14 protein-coding genes and 1 other RNA gene are annotated in these 17,536 nt (G+C 52.4%); 11 read left to right on the top strand and 4 right to left on the bottom strand.

All coding sequences use genetic code 11. The features are described 5' to 3' along the window. The first annotated feature begins 251 nt into the window (after nucleotides 1–251). From C0081_RS19710 to metH, 3 genes are all read left to right on the top strand, one after another. Nucleotides 252–1,232: an ArsR/SmtB family transcription factor gene (locus tag C0081_RS19710; protein WP_101532054.1), complete on the top strand. Its 981-nt coding sequence runs from the start codon at nucleotides 252–254 to the stop codon at nucleotides 1,230–1,232. Between the two features lie 94 nt (nucleotides 1,233–1,326). Further along, entirely contained in the window at nucleotides 1,327–2,226 is a 900-nt protein-coding gene (metF, locus tag C0081_RS19705; protein ID WP_101532053.1) for a methylenetetrahydrofolate reductase [NAD(P)H], read from the top strand. Nucleotides 2,227–2,297: 71 nt separating this feature from the next. After that, nucleotides 2,298–5,996 (top strand): methionine synthase, encoded by a 3,699-nt coding sequence (metH, locus tag C0081_RS19700; RefSeq protein ID WP_101532052.1) that lies wholly within the window; start codon nucleotides 2,298–2,300, stop codon nucleotides 5,994–5,996. Between the two features lie 612 nt (nucleotides 5,997–6,608). Here metH and C0081_RS19695 read toward each other — a convergent pair. Further along, entirely contained in the window at nucleotides 6,609–7,907 is a 1,299-nt protein-coding gene (locus tag C0081_RS19695) for an amidase (protein ID WP_180966707.1), read from the bottom strand. Nucleotides 7,908–7,984: 77 nt separating this feature from the next. On the opposite strand from C0081_RS19695, the gene C0081_RS19690 reads away from it, so the two are divergent. The 3 genes from C0081_RS19690 (at nucleotide 7,985) to C0081_RS19680 (ending at nucleotide 10,364) form a co-directional block, all read left to right on the top strand. Then, on the top strand, nucleotides 7,985–8,686 hold the full coding sequence (locus tag C0081_RS19690; protein ID WP_101532050.1) for an extensin-like domain-containing protein: 702 nt from the start codon (nucleotides 7,985–7,987) through the stop codon (nucleotides 8,684–8,686). A 115-nt stretch (nucleotides 8,687–8,801) separates the two neighbouring features. Continuing rightward, the gene (locus tag C0081_RS19685; protein WP_101532049.1) at nucleotides 8,802–9,512 is read left to right on the top strand and encodes a molecular chaperone DjiA; all 711 of its coding nucleotides are present in this window, start codon (nucleotides 8,802–8,804) and stop codon (nucleotides 9,510–9,512) included. 108 nt (nucleotides 9,513–9,620) lie between these two features. Further along, complete coding sequence (locus tag C0081_RS19680; protein ID WP_180966738.1) at nucleotides 9,621–10,364, top strand: N-acetylmuramoyl-L-alanine amidase; 744 nt, start codon at nucleotides 9,621–9,623, stop codon at nucleotides 10,362–10,364. Between the two features lie 69 nt (nucleotides 10,365–10,433). Here C0081_RS19680 and C0081_RS19675 read toward each other — a convergent pair whose 3' ends face one another. The 3 genes from C0081_RS19675 to C0081_RS19665 all read right to left on the bottom strand — a co-directional run bounded on the left by C0081_RS19675 (nucleotide 10,434) and on the right by C0081_RS19665 (nucleotide 13,179). Next, the gene (locus tag C0081_RS19675; RefSeq protein ID WP_101532047.1) at nucleotides 10,434–10,862 is read right to left on the bottom strand and encodes a glyoxalase superfamily protein; all 429 of its coding nucleotides are present in this window, start codon (nucleotides 10,860–10,862) and stop codon (nucleotides 10,434–10,436) included. After that, entirely contained in the window at nucleotides 10,859–12,283 is a 1,425-nt protein-coding gene (locus C0081_RS19670) for an MATE family efflux transporter (RefSeq protein WP_101532046.1), read from the bottom strand. The genes C0081_RS19675 and C0081_RS19670 overlap by 4 nt, the downstream gene beginning before the upstream one ends. A gap of 221 nt (nucleotides 12,284–12,504) precedes the next feature. Next, a complete protein-coding gene (locus tag C0081_RS19665; protein ID WP_101532045.1) occupies nucleotides 12,505–13,179 on the bottom strand; it encodes a pyridoxamine 5'-phosphate oxidase family protein in 675 nt (224 codons plus the stop codon). 134 nt (nucleotides 13,180–13,313) lie between these two features. Between C0081_RS19665 and pdxR the strand changes: the two genes are divergently transcribed. The 5 genes from pdxR to ftsL all read left to right on the top strand — a co-directional run bounded on the left by pdxR (nucleotide 13,314) and on the right by ftsL (nucleotide 17,533). Beyond that, nucleotides 13,314–14,828, top strand: a complete 1,515-nt coding sequence (pdxR, locus tag C0081_RS19660; RefSeq protein ID WP_180966706.1) for a MocR-like pyridoxine biosynthesis transcription factor PdxR — start codon at nucleotides 13,314–13,316, stop codon at nucleotides 14,826–14,828. 32 nt (nucleotides 14,829–14,860) lie between these two features. Then, nucleotides 14,861–15,248, top strand: an RNA gene (gene rnpB, locus C0081_RS19655) — RNase P RNA component class A. A gap of 415 nt (nucleotides 15,249–15,663) precedes the next feature. Further along, nucleotides 15,664–16,134: a division/cell wall cluster transcriptional repressor MraZ gene (locus C0081_RS19650; protein ID WP_101532043.1), complete on the top strand. Its 471-nt coding sequence runs from the start codon at nucleotides 15,664–15,666 to the stop codon at nucleotides 16,132–16,134. Then, nucleotides 16,131–17,165, top strand: a complete 1,035-nt coding sequence (gene rsmH / locus C0081_RS19645) for a 16S rRNA (cytosine(1402)-N(4))-methyltransferase RsmH (protein ID WP_101532042.1) — start codon at nucleotides 16,131–16,133, stop codon at nucleotides 17,163–17,165. Before C0081_RS19650 ends, rsmH begins: the two co-directional genes overlap by 4 nt. Further along, complete coding sequence (ftsL, locus tag C0081_RS19640; RefSeq protein WP_101532041.1) at nucleotides 17,162–17,533, top strand: cell division protein FtsL; 372 nt, start codon at nucleotides 17,162–17,164, stop codon at nucleotides 17,531–17,533. The genes rsmH and ftsL overlap by 4 nt, the downstream gene beginning before the upstream one ends. The last annotated feature ends 3 nt before the right edge of the window (nucleotides 17,534–17,536 follow it).

Here is a 17,536-nt window from a genome sequence, read left to right as displayed (position 1 = left end):
AGCGCGAAGAAATGGAAGCGCTGCTGGATCTGTATCTGCATGCATTGGGCATGGCGCCCAGCGCTGAGTAATAAAGAATAAACCTGCCGACAATTGGCAGTATATTATTATGAATCAAAAGCCCCGCTGTTTAGCGGGGCTTTTTGCGTCTACAGGCGATGTTGGGTCGCAAGCATGTGTAGATATAAGATTGGATCTTGCTATGTTTAAATTAATCGCATAAAGATATCTTTATATCTTTGAGGTGATGAATGTTGACGCTTGATGAAATGGTTGGATTGTTGAAGGCGAGTGGAGAGCCGACGCGTATGCGTTTGCTGTCGTTGTTGGCTGAAGGGGATTTGTCGGTCAAGGATTTGACGGCCATTCTGCATCAAAGCCAACCGCGGATTTCCCGCCATCTCAAATTGCTCTATGAAGCCGGGCTGGTCGAGCGTTTGCCGGAAGGGGCATGGGTCTATTATTGCCTCACAAGAGATGAAGCAAAAGGCGATCTGATTGCAGCGGCCTTGCGCCATGTCGACCAACAAGATGTCATGATCCGGCGCGATAGAGAACGGTTGGAGCAGATTCGTACCGCCAGTGCACAGCAAGCCGCTGATTATTTCCAACAGAATGCTGAACGCTGGGACGAGTTGCGTGCCTTACATGTTCCCGAAAGTGCTGTTGAGCAGGCGATTGTAGCCAGCTTGGGGGATAAGCCCATCGATCAATTGCTCGATCTGGGCACGGGCACGGGCAGTATTCTATCACTTTTGGCGCATCAATGCCGTTATGGTCTTGGTTTGGATGCGAACCGCTCGATGCTGGCAATTGCCCGTTCGCGTCTTGATGGTCCCAACCATGGTCACTTGCATGTGCAGCAGGGCAATATTCTCGATTTAGCATCGCTTGATCGCCAGTTCGATTTGGTGACATTGCATCAGGTTCTACACTATCTTGATGATCCTTCGGCAGCACTGGAAGAGGCGAGCAATGTCATTGCTCCGGGCGGGCGCATTCTGGTTGTGGACTTTGCCCCCCATTCACATGAATTTTTGCGAAAGGACCATGCGCACAGGCGATTGGGATTCTCCCACGATGCCATGCGCCGCTGGATGGCTGAAGCAGGCTTCAAACTGACCATCGCAAAGGATCTGGAACAAGAACGCCGATTGGTTGAGATGAGCGATACACCTTTGACCGTGACAGTCTGGGTGGCGACCAAGATGGCTGGCAGCGAGCCGATATGAATTCGGGAATTTTCTGACGGGGGCTTTGAGCTCTTGGTCATCGCAATTATCAAGCCTTGCCTCCCCAAGGCCGACAAACAATGAGTATCGAATTATGAACCACAATGCAGAGCGCAGCGGACGACGCAGCCAGACAGCCGAAAAACTGAATATCTCTTTTGAGTTTTTTCCGCCCAAGACACCTAAAATGGAAGAAAATCTTTGGGCCTGTGTCAAAAGGCTTGCGCCTCTTTGTCCCGATTTTGTTTCGGTGACCTATGGTGCGGGTGGCTCGACCCGCGAGCGGACCCATGCCACAGTTGAACGCATTATAACCGAAACCCATGTTCCTGCTGCTGCGCATTTGACGTGTGTTGGCGCGACCAAAGCCGAGGTGAACGAGGTTGTCGAGTCTTATGCCGCTTGCGGAGTGAAGCATATTGTTGCTCTGCGGGGAGACCCCGCCGACGGGGTGGGCAGTAAATATGTGCCTCACGCGGACGGGTATGTGAATGCGGCTGATCTGGTGGCTGGCATCCGCGATATTGGTGGATTTGAGGTCTCTGTGTCGGCCTATCCTGAAAAACATCCGGAAAGTCCCGATTTTGCTACCGATATCGAAATGTTGCGCCAAAAAGTCGACGCCGGTGCGACCCGGGCGATTACGCAGTTTTTCTTTGATAACGATTTGTATGAAGCTTATGTGGAGCGCGCCCGTCGGGCAGGGATTTTCATTCCCATTGTACCGGGTATTCTGCCTATTCACAATTTTGTCCAGATGGCAAATTTTGCCGGACGGACAGGCGCTAGTGTGCCGCAATGGTTGGCCAACCGGTTTGAGGGATTGGACAATGATCCTGAGACCCATCGTCTGGTCGCTGCGGCGATTGCTGCTGAACAGGTGAATGATTTGCATGAGCGGGGGGTGGATGATTTCCATTTCTACACCATGAACCGCGCCAACCTGTCCTATGCCATTTGTCATCTTCTGGGTATGCGTCCGGTTGCTGTCTAACCCATTGTTGAAATAGATCGAGACGCGGGATTGCCCGCAAAGCCAGTTAAGTGAGTGAAGGAAACCAAGTCATGTCGAGCCTGTCTTTAAGCCCATCGTTTGAGCTGCTGACCCGTCTGGCGTCTGAGCGCATTCTCATTCTTGACGGGGCCATGGGAACCATGATCCAACGTCTCGAACTGCAAGAAGATGATTTTCGCGGTGAGCAATTTGCCATGTGGAATCAGGATCTGAAGGGCAATAATGATTTGCTGTCCATCACGCGTCCAGATGCCATCCGCGATATCCATCGGCAGTATTTTGAAGCCGGTGCTGACTTTGCCGGTACAAACACCTTCTCCTCAACATCGATCGCGCAGGCTGACTATGCCATGCAGCATTTGGCCTATGAGTTGAATGTGGTCAGTGCCAGAATTGCCAAGGAAGCCGCGCTTGCCGTAGAAGCCAGCCAGCCGGGGCGCCATTGTTTTGTTTTGGGAGCAATGGGGCCAACAAACCGGACGGCCTCCATTTCACCCGATGTGAACAACCCCGGATATCGCGCGGTGTCTTTTGACGACCTGCGCATCGCTTACAAAGAAGCTGCCAACGGCCTGCTTGACGGTGGGGCGGATGCTCTGACCGTTGAGACGATCTTTGATACGCTGAATGCCAAGGCGGCACTGTTTGCCGTGGAAGAGGTTTTCGAAGAGCGTGGTATGCGTTGGCCGGTGATTGTATCTGGCACAATCACCGATAAATCTGGCCGCACCTTGTCTGGTCAGACAGCGGAAGCCTTTTATCATTCCATAAGTCACGTCAAACCCTTCGCTGTGGGCCTCAATTGTGCCTTGGGGGCAGCCGAGCTGCGTCAGCATGTCGATAGCCTGTCTCGGGTCGCCGAAACGCTGGTTTCCACCTATCCCAATGCCGGATTGCCGAACGAATTTGGCGAATATGATGAAAGCCCCGAGCATATGGCGGGCTTGCTGGAAGGGTTCGCCCGGGACGGCCTGATCAATATCGTCGGTGGCTGTTGTGGTACGACGCCGGATCACATTCGGGCTATTGCCGAGGTCGTGAAAAAGTATCCAACGCGCGAAGTGCCTAAACTTGCTCCCTATATGCACTTGTCGGGTCTTGAGCCCTTTACGCTGACGCCTGAGACCAATTTCGTCAATATCGGTGAGCGCACCAACGTTACGGGGTCGGCCAAATTTCGCCGTCTGATCACCGAAGGTGACTATGAAGCGGCGCTGGATGTGGCGCGGCAACAGGTGGAAAGCGGTGCCCAGATCATTGACGTCAATATGGATGAGGGCTTGCTCGATTCTGAAGAGGCAATGACGACATTCCTCAATCTGATTGTTGCAGAACCGGACATCTCGCGTGTGCCTATCATGGTGGACAGCTCCAAATGGAGTGTCATCGAGGCGGGGCTGAAATGCCTTCAGGGCAAGTCCGTGGTCAATTCTATCTCGATGAAAGAAGGCAAAGACGCGTTCGTCAAACAGGCCGAACTGGTCAAGCGCTATGGCGCGGCTGTTGTCGTGATGGCCTTTGATGAAAAAGGGCAGGCGGACAGCTACGAGCGCAAAATCCAGATTTGCAAAAACTCCTATGACATTCTGGTCAATGACGTTGGCTTCAGACCTGAAGACGTTATTTTTGATCCCAATGTGTTTGCTGTGGCAACGGGGATCGAAGAGCATAACAATTATGGTGTCGACTTCATCAACGCCACCAAATGGATCCGTGAAAATCTGCCAGGGGCGCATGTTTCTGGTGGCCTATCGAACCTGTCTTTTTCTTTCCGTGGCAACAATCTGGTGCGTGAGGCGATGCATTCAGCCTTTCTGTATCATGCCATCAAGATCGGGTTGGACATGTCCATCGTTAATGCCGGACAGTTGATGGTCTATGACCAAATCGACAAGGAATTGCTTGAGCGTATCGAAGATGTCGTGCTGAACCGCCGCGATGATTCCACCGATCGCTTGCTCGAAATTGCCGAACGCTTCTTGCATAAAAAAGGCGAAGTGCGTGTTGTCGATCTGTCTTGGCGGGAGTTGCCGGTAGAGAAACGCATCGAACACGCGCTGGTTAAGGGCATCAGCGATTATATCGAAGACGATGCTGAAGAAGCGCGCGTCAAATCTGTGCGTACTCTCGACGTTATCGAAGGACCGCTGATGGACGGCATGAATGTCGTTGGTGATCTGTTCGGTGATGGCAAGATGTTCTTGCCGCAGGTGGTGAAGTCTGCCCGCGTGATGAAAAAAGCGGTGGCCTATCTGTTGCCCTTTATGGATGCTGAACAAGACGGCGAGCGTCGCAGCGCGGGCAAGGTGTTGATGGCAACCGTCAAGGGCGATGTGCATGATATTGGCAAAAATATCGTCGGTGTGGTTCTGCAGTGCAACGGTTATGACGTGGTTGATCTGGGGGTTATGGTGTCTTCCGCCACTATTTTGGAAGCGGCGCGGCGCGAGAATGTCGATATCATCGGTCTGTCAGGCCTGATTACCCCATCATTGGACGAAATGTGTCATGTGGCTGCCGAGCTGGAACGTGAAGGCTTTGACAAGCCGTTGCTCATTGGTGGTGCAACGACTTCTAAAGTGCACACGGCGGTAAAGGTTGCGCCCAACTATGTGCGCGGGCAGGCGATTTATGTCACCGATGCCAGCCGGGCTGTCGGGGTGGCGACCAAATTGCTATCGCGTGAAAAAGACGATTATGTCGGGCAAATCAAAGATGATTATGTTCAGGTTCGCGTCAAGCATGAAGCGGCTCAGGACAAGAAAAAACGCCTTACCATCGATGCCGCTCGTAACAATGCTTTGAAGATCGACTGGGATGGGTATCAACCGGTCAAACCGCAGTTCACCGGCACAAAGGTGTTTGACAATTATGACCTTGCAGAGCTTGTGCCCTACATCGACTGGACGCCTTTCTTTTCGACGTGGGAAATGAAGGGGCGCTATCCTGCCATTTTGACCGATGATAAATACGGTGAAGTGGCAACAAGCCTGTTTAATGATGCGCAGGCAATGCTGAAGAAAATTGTCGATGAGAAATGGTTGACGGCAAGGGCCGTGATTGGTCTGTGGCCTGCCAATGCGGTGGGCGACGATATAGCAGTCTATTCTGACGATAGCAAAGGTGATGAGATCGCGCGGTTCTATTCCTTGCGGCAACAGATTGCAGGGCGTGCAGCGCGATCCAATGTGGCGCTGAGTGACTTTGTGGCTCCGATCGATACCCATGTTACCGACTATATTGGCGGTTTTGCTGTTTCAACCGGTTTTGGTGAAGAAAAGTATGTCGCTGCGTTTGATGCGGAAGGGGATGATTATTCCAAAATCCTGATGCAGGCGTTGGCGGACAGATTGGCCGAAGCTTTTGCCGAAGTGATGCACAAACGGGTGCGCCGCGAGTTCTGGGGTTATGGGGCACAAGAGGGGTTGAGTACAGAGGATCTTATTGCCGAAAAATATCAGGGCATTCGGCCAGCGGCAGGCTATCCCGCCCAACCAGACCATACAGAAAAACGTACGCTGTTTGCTCTTCTGGATGCCGAAGCCCGGACTGGCATTCGTTTGACCGAAAGCTGCGCAATGGTGCCGGGATCCGCTGTGTCCGGGCTGTATTTTGCGCATCCTGACAGCTATTATTTCGGTGTTGGCAAAATCGAAAAGGATCAGGTGGCTGATTATGCGGCGCGTAAAGGATGGGACATTAAAGTGGCTGAGAAGTGGCTGGCTCCAATCCTGAACTACCGACCATGAGCTGTTCAGTAGAGCTGATGTATTTGAAGTAATTCTAAAAGTAGAAAAACCGGGAGCAGTCCCGGTTTTTTTGTCCCAAATCTTTAAATAGGCCTGTCTTTTCAACGGCCTTAATCGTCAGCCTCTAACTGCAAAATGATGTCTGGCATTTTGTTGCTTAAATAATGCCAAACACAACAGCTGCTACGAATGCAAAGGCTGCACATACAAACATGAAATTCATAGACTTAATCATGTTATAGCTCCTCCAAGCCTTTTCTTCTGGACCTGAAGTCTAGGATAACTTGGGCGGATCAAAAAGTGAAAAATTATTCATACGCCTTAAAAATGGGCAATTTGGCAGCCTTTTTCTCAATAACCCTTTGTCTCGCCTCGATAAGCCCTGTGACAATTTGTGTCAGAAAACAGGGGATAGAAGGTGAAATTGTCATGCAATATTCATAAATTTTTCAAAATCGCGGCTGGTTATTGACTGTCCTTATCCCTGTCGATCTGGCTCGCTCATGAATATTGCCCATGGTCCCTGCTTGTCGTTCTGGTGCCAGCATATAGGTAGGCACCAGACGCAGGAGCCGAGCAAGCTGTCGGATCATACCTAAACCATGCTTGTAGCTATCTCTCTTGGTGACGTTTGATCGCCCCTTCCAGCCAATGGGCAATATGCAATGTTGCTTGATCGGCCATGTAGGGACCGATGATTTGCACACCCAGTGGCAGGCCATCTTGGGTGGTCAGGCCAGCTATGTTGATGGCTGGAAGTCCGAACAGGGTCCAGATGCGGTTGAAAATCGGGGAGCCTGTTGACGCCAATCCTTTTGGTGCAGGGCCGGGTGCAGAAAGACTTATCAAGGCATCGACATCTTCGAAATGCTCGTCCATTTCCTTGCTGGCATTTTCCGCGCACATGCGGGCTTCGTCATAGTCGGAGGGCTTGATGGTCTGGGCAAAGTCGAGGGTCTGCTTCAGCAAGGGGCTGAGTTGATCGGGGTGGGTCGAGTATTCCCATGCCAAAGCCTGCCGCGCTTCATAATCCTGAATAATCTGATGGGCATGAAAAGCTGCGATGTGGGTGTCGCTTGGTTCTATGTCTATCAAGTCAACGCCAAAGCGCTTGAGGCTTTTGATCAGGTCTTCAAACTGCTGGCGATAGCCGGGGTCTGCTTCCGACCAAGAATGGCTGCGCACGATGCCTAGTCTGGGCAGTTCAAACTGTGCTTCTGGGGCGATTTTGAGGGTGCGCCCTGTCAGCACAGACGCCGCAAATGCCACATCGGCGACGGTTGCTGTAAAGAGGCCTACAGTATCGAGAGACCAGGAAAATTCTTTGATACCAACTTTGGGCAACAGACCTGCGCTTGGCTTGAAGCCTGTGACACCGCAAAAGGCCGCGGGGCGAATGATCGAGCCACCGGTTTGTGTGCCCAAGGCCAAATGGGCCATGCCCGCAGCAACGGCTGCCGCTGACCCCGAAGAGGAACCACCGGGTGTATACTCCAGATTATGCGGATTGCGGGTGGTGCCGGGTTGGAGAAAGGCAAATTCTGTGGTTGCTGATTTGCCCAGCAAGGTGCTACCGGCCTTGCGCGCCTGCGCAACAATTGCTGCGTCCCGTCCGGACATGTGACCGTGATAGATAGGAGAATTGCACTCCGTTGGTAAATCGTAGGTGTCGAATATATCTTTAACGGCCATGCCGATGCCGCTCAATGGCCCGGATGCCTGGGTCGCGTCGTGCAAGGCGGTTTCGCTCAGGGATGAAAAGGCCATGATTTCTGCGTCATACGCTTCGATGCGCGACAGACAGCCTGCTATGGACTCTTGAGGCGTTAGTATGCCGGCGTTGATCGCTTTGAGACATTCCAGAAGGCTAACAGGTCCAACCGTCTCGGGTTTGGTTGGTGATTGTGTCATAACACCGTCCTCACTTTGTTTACCTTTTTCCATCAGAATGCACCCTTATTCCACGGGCTGCAAGCGGGACACTATATATGTTTAACGGTAAGGGCTTCCAAGCGCGCGTGATCTGTATTGTGTTCGGAATGCTGGTTCTTGCCGGCTGCGTCGGTCTTTCAGACATCGAGGAGATAGATCAAGCTCAGTTACAGCGCGATGCTGTGTTGCCTGATCCTGCAATTTCCCTGCAATCTTGTCCGGTTTTTGATCAAGGATTGGTCAAAGCCATGCCTTTGCCTCCAATTAATGACAGAGATGGATGTGGGCATCCATCGCCCTATTTGGTGCAAGGGTGGGATGGGGCATATCCTGTTCGCTTTAGCTCCGATGCCAAGCTCAATTGTGTGATGATGACCCAGCTTTATCGCTTCTTTACAGAGGAGGTCCAGCCGTTGGCGCAGAAGCATTTGGGCCAGCCAGTGAGTGATATCCAAGTGGCGGCGTCATATGCCTGCCGTACTCGCAATAGCAAAAAAGGAGCCAAAATCTCCGAACATGCTCGCCTCAATGCGTTTGATGTCAGTGCCATGACGTTTGCGGATGGCAAGGTTGTGAATGTTGAGGAAGATTGGCATTCCTATAGCAAAAAGGGCAAGTTTTTGCGCAGTTTCAACCGTGCGTCCTGTAAATATTTCACCACTGTTATTGGTCCCGGAGGCGATAAATATCATCAGGATCATATTCATCTGGACCATGGCAAGCACGGGCGAAAAGGCACATGGCGTTTGTGTCAATAAAGGGCTGCCAAAAGGCTGAACATTAAATTTTTGTTATACTTGCTCTCGCAATCGCTTTTGGACTCACCTAGATTTATGATGCGCGCGAAATGGTGGAAAGCGATCAGGAGAAAAAATGAGCATCTGGAGCCAGATTGGCAGTCTGATCGATGATATCCGACATAGCGAAACCCTTGCCTTCGTTGTCGAAAAGATGGCGTCTGCGGTTAAGACTGTGGGTGACCGCTTTGATCGCAAACAATTGACATTTACCGTTGCGATGATTGCCCTGTCTGCCAAAATGGCCAAGGCAGATGGTGTTGTGACGCAGGACGAAATCAACGTCTTTCAGACCATGTTCGAAATTCCCGAAGGGGAAGAGCGCAATGTGGTGCGCATGTTCAATCTCTTTAAGCAAGATGTGGCAGGGTATGAATCCTATGCCAAACAGATTGCGGCGTTGTATGAAGACGAGCCTGAAGCGTTGGAAGATATTATCGACGGGCTGTTTTTGATAGCCGGTGCAGACGGGGTCATGCACAGCCGCGAAATGATGTATCTGGAGCGTGTCTCGGAGATTTTTTGCATTTCCGATCGCAGCTTTCTTCGCATCAAGATGCAGCATGTAAAACCGGATGAGCAGGATCCCTATACCATTCTGGCTGCCGATCGGTCGATGTCTGACAAAGAACTCAAGAGTCACTATCGTAAGCTGGTGCGCGAAAACCATCCTGATAGTATGATTGCCCGTGGTGTGCCGGAAGAGTTTGTGCGCATTTCCACCGAAAAACTGGCTTCTATCAATAACGCGTGGTCGCTGATTGTGATTGAGCGTGGCTTGCGTTAAGAGAGACGCAATTCTGGCGATCTTTGCCTGAGTCTTAGCCCGAGTTTTCTGGGGCCAAACGTTTTTAGGGCCAAAGCGACCTATCCCGATCTTATGGAGTTAATGATGCTGTCAACTGTACAGACCCGATGTGCGTGCGATCTGAAGTCCTCTCCCAATTTTGGTGATCGTAAGGAGGGGCGCAAGGTCGATATGCTGGTTTTACACTATACCGGGATGGAAGATGACGAGCAGGCGCTCAATTGGCTGTGCAATGCGGAGAGCGAGGTATCATCCCACTATTATGTGCATCGGGATGGTTCAATCCTGCAACTGGTTGATGAAGGCGCGCGTGCATGGCATGCGGGCAAAGCCGTTTGGAAGGGCGATGCTGACATAAACAGCTGTTCAATTGGGATCGAAATTGCCAATGCGGGCAATGAAGACTTCCCCAAGGTACAGTTGGATGCGGTCATCGCGTTGGCCAAGGATATTATCGAACGGCACGAAATCGCGCCATACAGGGTGTTGGGCCATTCGGATGTGTCTCCAGGCCGTAAGATCGATCCGGGCAGTCTTTTCCCTTGGCAGGTGTTATCAAAAGCCGGTGTGGGCCATTGGGCTGAACCAGAAACCATTTCGGGTGGGCGTTTTTTCCAAAAAGGCGACGAAGGTCAACCGATCCAAGCTTTACAGTCTATGCTGGGTGTTTATGGCTACGGCATCGAGATAACCGGTGTGTTTGATGATCAGACAGAGACAGTGGTCAAGGCTTTTCAGATGCATTTTCGACCTGAAAAGGTCGACGGGATCGCCGATACGTCAACCATCACAACGCTTTACAAACTAAATGCGATGCTGCCTCAGCTTTAAGGTTAGTGGAGTAGCCGACAATGATAGCCTGCCGCTCATTAAGAGCGGCAGGTTTTGTTGTTTTGGGGGCTAGAGATCCAACACCAACTGAGGCTGGCCATTGGAAGTCTTTTCTCTGGTGGTGCCTTGCGGGCCAACTGTGGCGCTGACACGTTGGCGAAAGGCGGAAAAACTGTCAAATGTCACCACATCGACCGCTTCATCGAATTTGAATGTCAGGCGATACCAACCCTCTGTGACTTGTTTAACGGCAATGATCTCAGCCTCGAACGCTTGGGATAGATAGCGTCCCGAGACCCGATCTCCCACTTGCCAGACACGGCTTGTCTGGTTGCCAAAACTGGCGAACATGGCGTTCCAGTCGCGATGGCCTTGTTGTTGGGCAACCAATTCCAGCGATTTGCTGTGCGAGATCGCGTGTCCGTCTTCGCTCAGTTTGGCACGGAGCAGCTTGGCTTGTTTTTTTGCCTCAGCGAGGGTGCCGGGGTTTTGCGTCATGATTGCACCTCTTTCGGTGTGGCGAACAAGCCCCATTTGCGTTGGGTTTGTCGCGCTGTGTATGTCAGTAAAATGAGTGTTGTTGTGATCAAGAATAGATCTGCGATGGGCGCTGCCAGCCATATGCCTGTTTCACCAAACTGCAGTGGCAGGACAAAAATAAGCGGCAGTACAAACAGATAGCTTTTTGACAGGCTCAGGATCGCCGCACGCGGGGCGTCGCCGATGGCCTGAAAATAGGTAGCAATCATTAGCAAGGGACCGACGCTGAACATCAGGGTGACAATGATCGGCGCAATTCTGGCAACCTCCCCAACTACCATTTCGTCGTCAACGAACATCCGCCCGATGGGGGCTGCCGCTGTTGTCAGGATGAGCTGTGCCAACAGGCAATAGACCAGTGATATCGTCACGCCGATGCGCAGGCTGTTGTCAGAGCGATGCCATAGACTTGCACCATAATTATTGCCCGTGATGGATTGCAGAGCAAATGACAGGCCTAGTAGCGGCAGAAACACAAAGGTCATGATGCGAGTGACAATGCCATAAGCCGCAATGGTTTGCGCATAATGTGGCGTTGCTGCCATTTGCAACGCGGTGATGGTTGCTGTCGAGCCCAAAGCCATGCCGAGGAAATTAAGGCTTTGGGGGGCGCCAAGGGCAAGAATGGGCCGCCAGTTGGCCAATGGCGTGCTGTGCAGCAAATGACATGGTTTCAGCATTGATGGCCCATAAATCCTGAACAGTAAGATGATAGTCAAAGCAAGTGCTTGCGCTATCAAAGTGCCATAGGCCGAGCCTGCCACCCCCATATCAAATTGTGCGATGAGGATATAGTTGAACAGGATGTTGGCAAGGGACACCAACAGGCTCATACCTGCCATCATCATAGCAAAGCCTTCGTTTCTGAGAGCATCGGAATGCACCGACAATACAAACAGCATTGGCGTTGAAAAGATGGTGATGGCGAGATAGGTGTGTCCCATGGACGCCAGTTCTTCAACGCCACCGGCCACCAGAAAGGTGACCTGATGGCCAATGAACAAAAAGGCGATGATCAGCACAAGGCTCAAGGTGATTGCCAGCCCGTGCGCACTGGCAAAGATGTTGCGTGCGTCTGTTGTGAGTCCTGCGCCCAGATGGCGGGCCAGAATACTGGACATGCCACCGGCAACCAGTGTCGATAAGGCAACCACCAACATATAGATCGGGAACATTAAGGTGACAGCGCTGAGCGCATTGGGGCCGACATAGATGCCAAGAAAAATAGCATCCACGACGGACAAGAGGCCGTTCATGCTCATCACAAATACGATGGGCAGCGCGGTTTTGGCGAACAAAGCACCAAGTGGCCCGTTGGTGAAACCATTGGCGGGGGTGCGATGGAGCGCAGAATTGTTGGTAGAGCTGTCCGACGACATCTCAGCCTCCTAATCAAACGCATTTCTAGTCTTTGGATGGGGCTCGCATTGCCACCCACATGAAATGCATGAGGGGCAGGATGTGTCTTCAAATGCAAACCTTCACCGTGGCCTTGTGGCCTGCGAGCGGCAGGTGTCTGCAACCTATGGGGCGGGATATAGAGCGCTCCCATAGGGTCTGTCAAGGGGTGTTATTTCGGCTGTATCAATGCAGCGGATGCTTAACGCCTGTTGCTCAGGGCCTTGATGCTGTCGGCAACGGGTATGCCTTGCTTGAGGCGGGCGTCATCAATCGGTTGGCCATAGGCGGTGGTTATCGGCACGATTCCGGCCCAATGATCGGACGCATAATCCTCCTCGTCGTCTATGGGCATGCCAGAGCGGACCTTGGCGGCTGCGGTCTCAATGGTGACGGAAATAACCGTTGTGGCATTGGCCTCCTTGGTGGTCATTGCACGGGTCTCGTCCCAACGACCCGGGGCCAAATGATCGGTTACGGCAACGAGAGCGTCATATTTTTCCTGCTCATCCTCCACCAGTTTTGCGGTGCCGTGGATGTTGACCGAGCGGAAATTCATCGAATGGTGAAAGGCCGAGCGTCCGACCACCAACCCGTCAACCAATGTGACATTGAGGCAGACTGGTAGGCCTTTTTTGAGCTGTTTTAACAGCCGTGTAGCCTTGGCGCCGTGGATGTAAAGCTGATCGCCAATGCGTGCATAAACCATTGGCAAGACAATTGGATTGCCGTCTTGGACAAAGCCGACTTGAGCTATCAGACCTTCATCAAGGATGGCATGCACGGTGGCTTCGTCATAATGGGCGCGTTTTGCCACGCGAATTTTATTGGCCTCTGTGACGGGGAAGGTTTTTTCTTGGCAAGATGTCTGGGTCATTGGTTGGTCCTGAAATGTTTGCGGCTTGGGCGCATCGTTGCTTTGCTCGATTTTGGGGCTTCTCTGACTTGATAAAATCAAATTTATGGCTCTATATAAAGAACCATAAAGTGAATAATCATAGGGCCAAAAAAATGCTGGCAGGACACATTATGCTGGATCGCTCGTCTGATGATGGCTTGGTGCGGCAGTTGTTTGGGCAAATCCGACAGTTGATTGAACGTGGCGATCTGGTTGCGGGCTTCACGTTACCATCAAGTCGGCAGTTGGCGCTGGCTTTGGGTGTGGGGCGCAATACGGTCGTTATGGCCTATGAACAGCTTGAGCTGGAAGGATATTTGCAATCGGATGGCCGAAGGGGCACCTGTGTTAGTGAGGCGTCGCGCGGATTTTTAGGAGGAGCTCCGGATGCTCGGGATGATGTTGCGCGGGTGCGTACGGCTTCCGCGCCTCGGCTGTCTCGACAAGCTTTGCAGCTTATGTCTGTGGAGAGGCGATCCTTGCCAACACCTTCGACGTTCCAACCGGGGCTGCCGGATGTCCGTAGCTTTCCGCATAACCTGTGGGGGCGCATGCTGCGCCGTGCAGCACGGCACTTGCCGCTACATCCCGACATGGCCGGTTATGCGCATTATTCCGGCTTGCCTGCCTTGAAACAAGCCATCCTTGCCCATGCTGCGGCCAGCCGTGGTGTGATTGCCGAGGTTGATCAGGTGATGATCCTGTCTTCAGCGCAAGCTGCTCTTGATTTGGTGGCGCGGTTGTTGCTCAACCCCGGTGATATGGCCCTGCATGAGGAGCCCGGTTATGGAGGCATGACGGCTGCGCTTAAGGGGGCTGAAGCGCTGTGTCATCCGATTGCCGTGCATCAGCAGAATTCCTTCTCCCAGCTGCTAGACAGATTGCCCGAGGGGGCAGACCCGCGCCTTATCTATACTACGCCGTCGCATCAATTCCCTTCAGGGCAGGTGATGGCTCTACAAGACCGGCTGGCGCTGCTGTCCCAAGCGGACGCCTTGGGTGCGTTTATACTGGAGGATGACTATGATAGTGAGTTTCACTTTTCTGGTGCGCCCATCTCCTGTTTGCAGGGGTTGGATCGGCGGGATGTGGTCATCTATATGGGGACTTTTTCCAAGTCTCTCATGCCCTCGCTGCATGTGGCTTATTTGATTGTTCCCAAGCGGTTGGTGGCTGCAACGCAATTGAGTTTGCGCAACGTTGGGGCGGTGCCCTCCGTTGTGGTGCAACAGGCGCTGGCTGATTTTATGGCCGATGGCCATTTAAGGGCACATGTGCGTGAAATGAATAAGCTTTATCATGCGCGCCGCGATGCTCTTGTTGCTGGTTTGAACCGGCATTGCCGGCCGTTCCTAGCGCCCGTTGTGCCTGATGGGGGTATTCAATTGCCTGCCTATTTCACCGAGCATGCGCTGGGGCGGGGCTTTGACGACAAGACCCTTGTGCCGCTTTTGCGTAAAGACGGTGTGGAAAGCTCTGCATTGTCTTCGCTCTATTGGTCATCCCAATCGAAGGGGTCGTCAAAGGTTAAACAGGGGTTGTTTCTGGGGTATGCGGCTTCAAATCTGGAAGAAATCGAGGCTGGTGTGACGCGCATTGCAACGCGTCTTGATGCGATGGCCTCTTGACCTGTGCGGCGTTAGGGCTTAGGTCCGTGGGACCAGTCGGTCGGGCAGCCGCACCTGTGTCGCGAAAGCAATCAGGTGAGGAAAGTCCGGGCTCCAAGAAAGCACGGTGCCGGGTAACACCCGGCGGAGGCGACTCTAGGGAAAGTGCCACAGAAAGCAAACCGCCTGACCTTGGTCAGGTAAGGGTGAAAGGGTGAGGTAAGAGCTCACCGCGTCTTCAGCAATGCGGACGGCAGGGTAAACCCCACCGGGAGCAAGACCGAATAGGAATGGCGTGGGCCTCGGCCCGGCTTGCTTTCAAGTCAGTCATTCGGGTGGGTTGCATGAGGCATTCAGCAATGGATGCCCCAGATGAATGGTTGCCACGCAAAGGCTTTGGCCTTTGCCGTACAAAACCCGGCTTACAGACCGACTGGTATTTTCTCCTTTTTTAAAAGACAAATATGCCGCTTCGTTTCCAGAGATATGATGCGGGTTTCTCCCTGTTTTTCCGTGAATTAGCCCGAAAATGGACCTGCTGAGTTGGCGTGCCTGACGGCTCTCTTGTCGGGTTTTTATGGCTGTATGTTTCCGAAATTTTCAAAGCCGCAATTCCACTCTTTTTGCTGGAGAGTGCAACCCTTTGTTAACGCTGATTTTCTTACAATAGGGGGCTGGTTATGCCCTATGGACTCCATCAGAATCCATTGACGCCCATATAATCCCATGATATCCCATGAGGATGCGTTTGGAGATTGTGTCTTTAGAAATGACTCGTTTCTTTTTGGCGATATTGGCAGGTGCCGCATTGTGCGGGCGATTTAGTATCTGAATTGTGTTTTCGAGGCGGGATTGTATGGGCGACTTTGTGTCCAAATATGTGAATCGGCTGGATTCAAAGGGACGGGTTTCTATACCTGCGCCTTTTCGGCAGATTCTCACCCGTGAAGGGCAGGAGATGCTGTTCTGCAGTCCGTCTCTGGATTTGGAAGCGGTTGACGCTGGCGGTTTGCGATTGCGCGGTGAAATAGACACCCATCTAGAAAGCTTTGAAGCCTTCTCTGATGAACGAGAAGTCTTGGCGACCGCTTTGCTTGGCGAAAGTGAAACGCTCAAAATTGATAAGGATGGTCGTGTGGTCCTGAGTGACACCATCAAAGCGCATACTGATATAACGGATTCCGTGGTGTTTGTCGGGCAGGGGTTCAAATTCCAGATTTGGCAACCGGACCGTTATGAAGCCTACAAGGCGGAAGCGACGGAACGGGCGCGCGCTATGCGCAAAGCCAAAGCTGCACAAAAACAGCGCGAAGGGGTAGGGCAATGATTCCACCATCCCAAGTCGTGCAAGAGGCCGATTCCGATCGTCATGTTCCCGTTCTGTTGTCGGAAGTTATAAATGCGCTTGATCCCAAAGAAGGCCAATGGATATTGGATGGCACCTTTGGTTTTGGAGGTTATTCCTCTGCGATCTTGCAAGCTGGCGCCTGTGTGCTCGGGGTCGATCGTGATCCGGAAGCCGCTGGACGAGCCGCTGCGATGCAAGAGGAATTTGGCGGGCGTCTCGAATTTGTCGCGGGCTGTTTTGGTGAATTGGCTGACCTTGCCGAAGGGGCAGGGCATGTGCCGCTTGATGCTGTCGTGCTGGACATCGGTGTGTCGTCCATGCAGCTGGATGAAGCAGAGCGCGGGTTTTCCTTTATGCATGACGGGCCGTTGGACATGAGGATGTCACAAAGCGGTCCAACTGCTGCCGACATCGTTAACCAGCATGACGAGTTTGAGCTGGCAAAGATTTTTCGGCAATTGGGCGAAGAAAGTCAGGCTCGGCGCATCGCTGGTGCTATTGGCTCACGGCGCGCGGAAAAGCCCTTTGAAACCACACTTGATTTGGCCAATCTGATTGAAAAAACCATTGGGCGTAATCCCAAGAAAAAGACACATCCGGCGACCAAGGTTTTTCAGGCTTTGAGGATTTATGTCAACGGCGAGTTGGATGAGCTGGTTGATGGGCTTGTTGCTGCGGAAAAATGCCTCAAACCGGGAGGGCGTTTGGTGGTGGTGGCTTTCCACTCCCTTGAAGACCGTATTGTGAAGCGCTTTTTTGCCGAGCGCTCCAAGACCCATTTCGGCGGTTCTCGTCATATGCCGGAACAGGACCTTGCTGCCCCCAGCTTTACGATGCTGGTCAAGGGCGGTGTTGGGCCTGGGGATGAAGAATTGGCGCGGAATCCGCGTGCGCGATCAGCCAAGTTGCGGGCTGGCGTGCGCACAGAGGCCGCTCCTCACGATCTAGATGCGCGCGGGCTTGGGTTGCCCAAAATGCTGGCGGAGAGCCGCTCAGGAGGCCACAAATGAGCAGACTCACAAACTTTCTTCTCTTCTTTTTGGTTTTGATCGGGGCTTTCTGGCTCTATCAGGTCAAGCATGAGGCCCAAGAAGAAGAGAAGAAAATCGCCACATTGGAAAAGCAAATCTCTGCTGAGAATGAAGCACTGCTTTTGCTCAAAGCCGAATGGAGCTACCTCAATCGGCCGCAACGGGTGCAGAGATTGGTTGAGCGTTTCTCGGACCAGTTGCACCTGAAGGCTGTCGACCCGCATCAAATAGGAAGTGCCGCCGATTTACCTGAGCGGATTGAAGGTCCTGCTTTGACGGGTGATGATAAACAGGGACTTGATGCATTTTTAAAAAATGCTCAGCCAGTCCATGCAAGGGTAGAATAGAGG

The organism is Cohaesibacter celericrescens (assembly GCF_002866925.1).
In the GTDB taxonomy this organism is placed as follows: Bacteria; Pseudomonadota; Alphaproteobacteria; order Rhizobiales; family Cohaesibacteraceae; genus Cohaesibacter; species Cohaesibacter celericrescens.
Note: the sequence above shows the minus strand (reverse complement) of the source record. Positions and strands in the feature narration are given on the sequence as shown.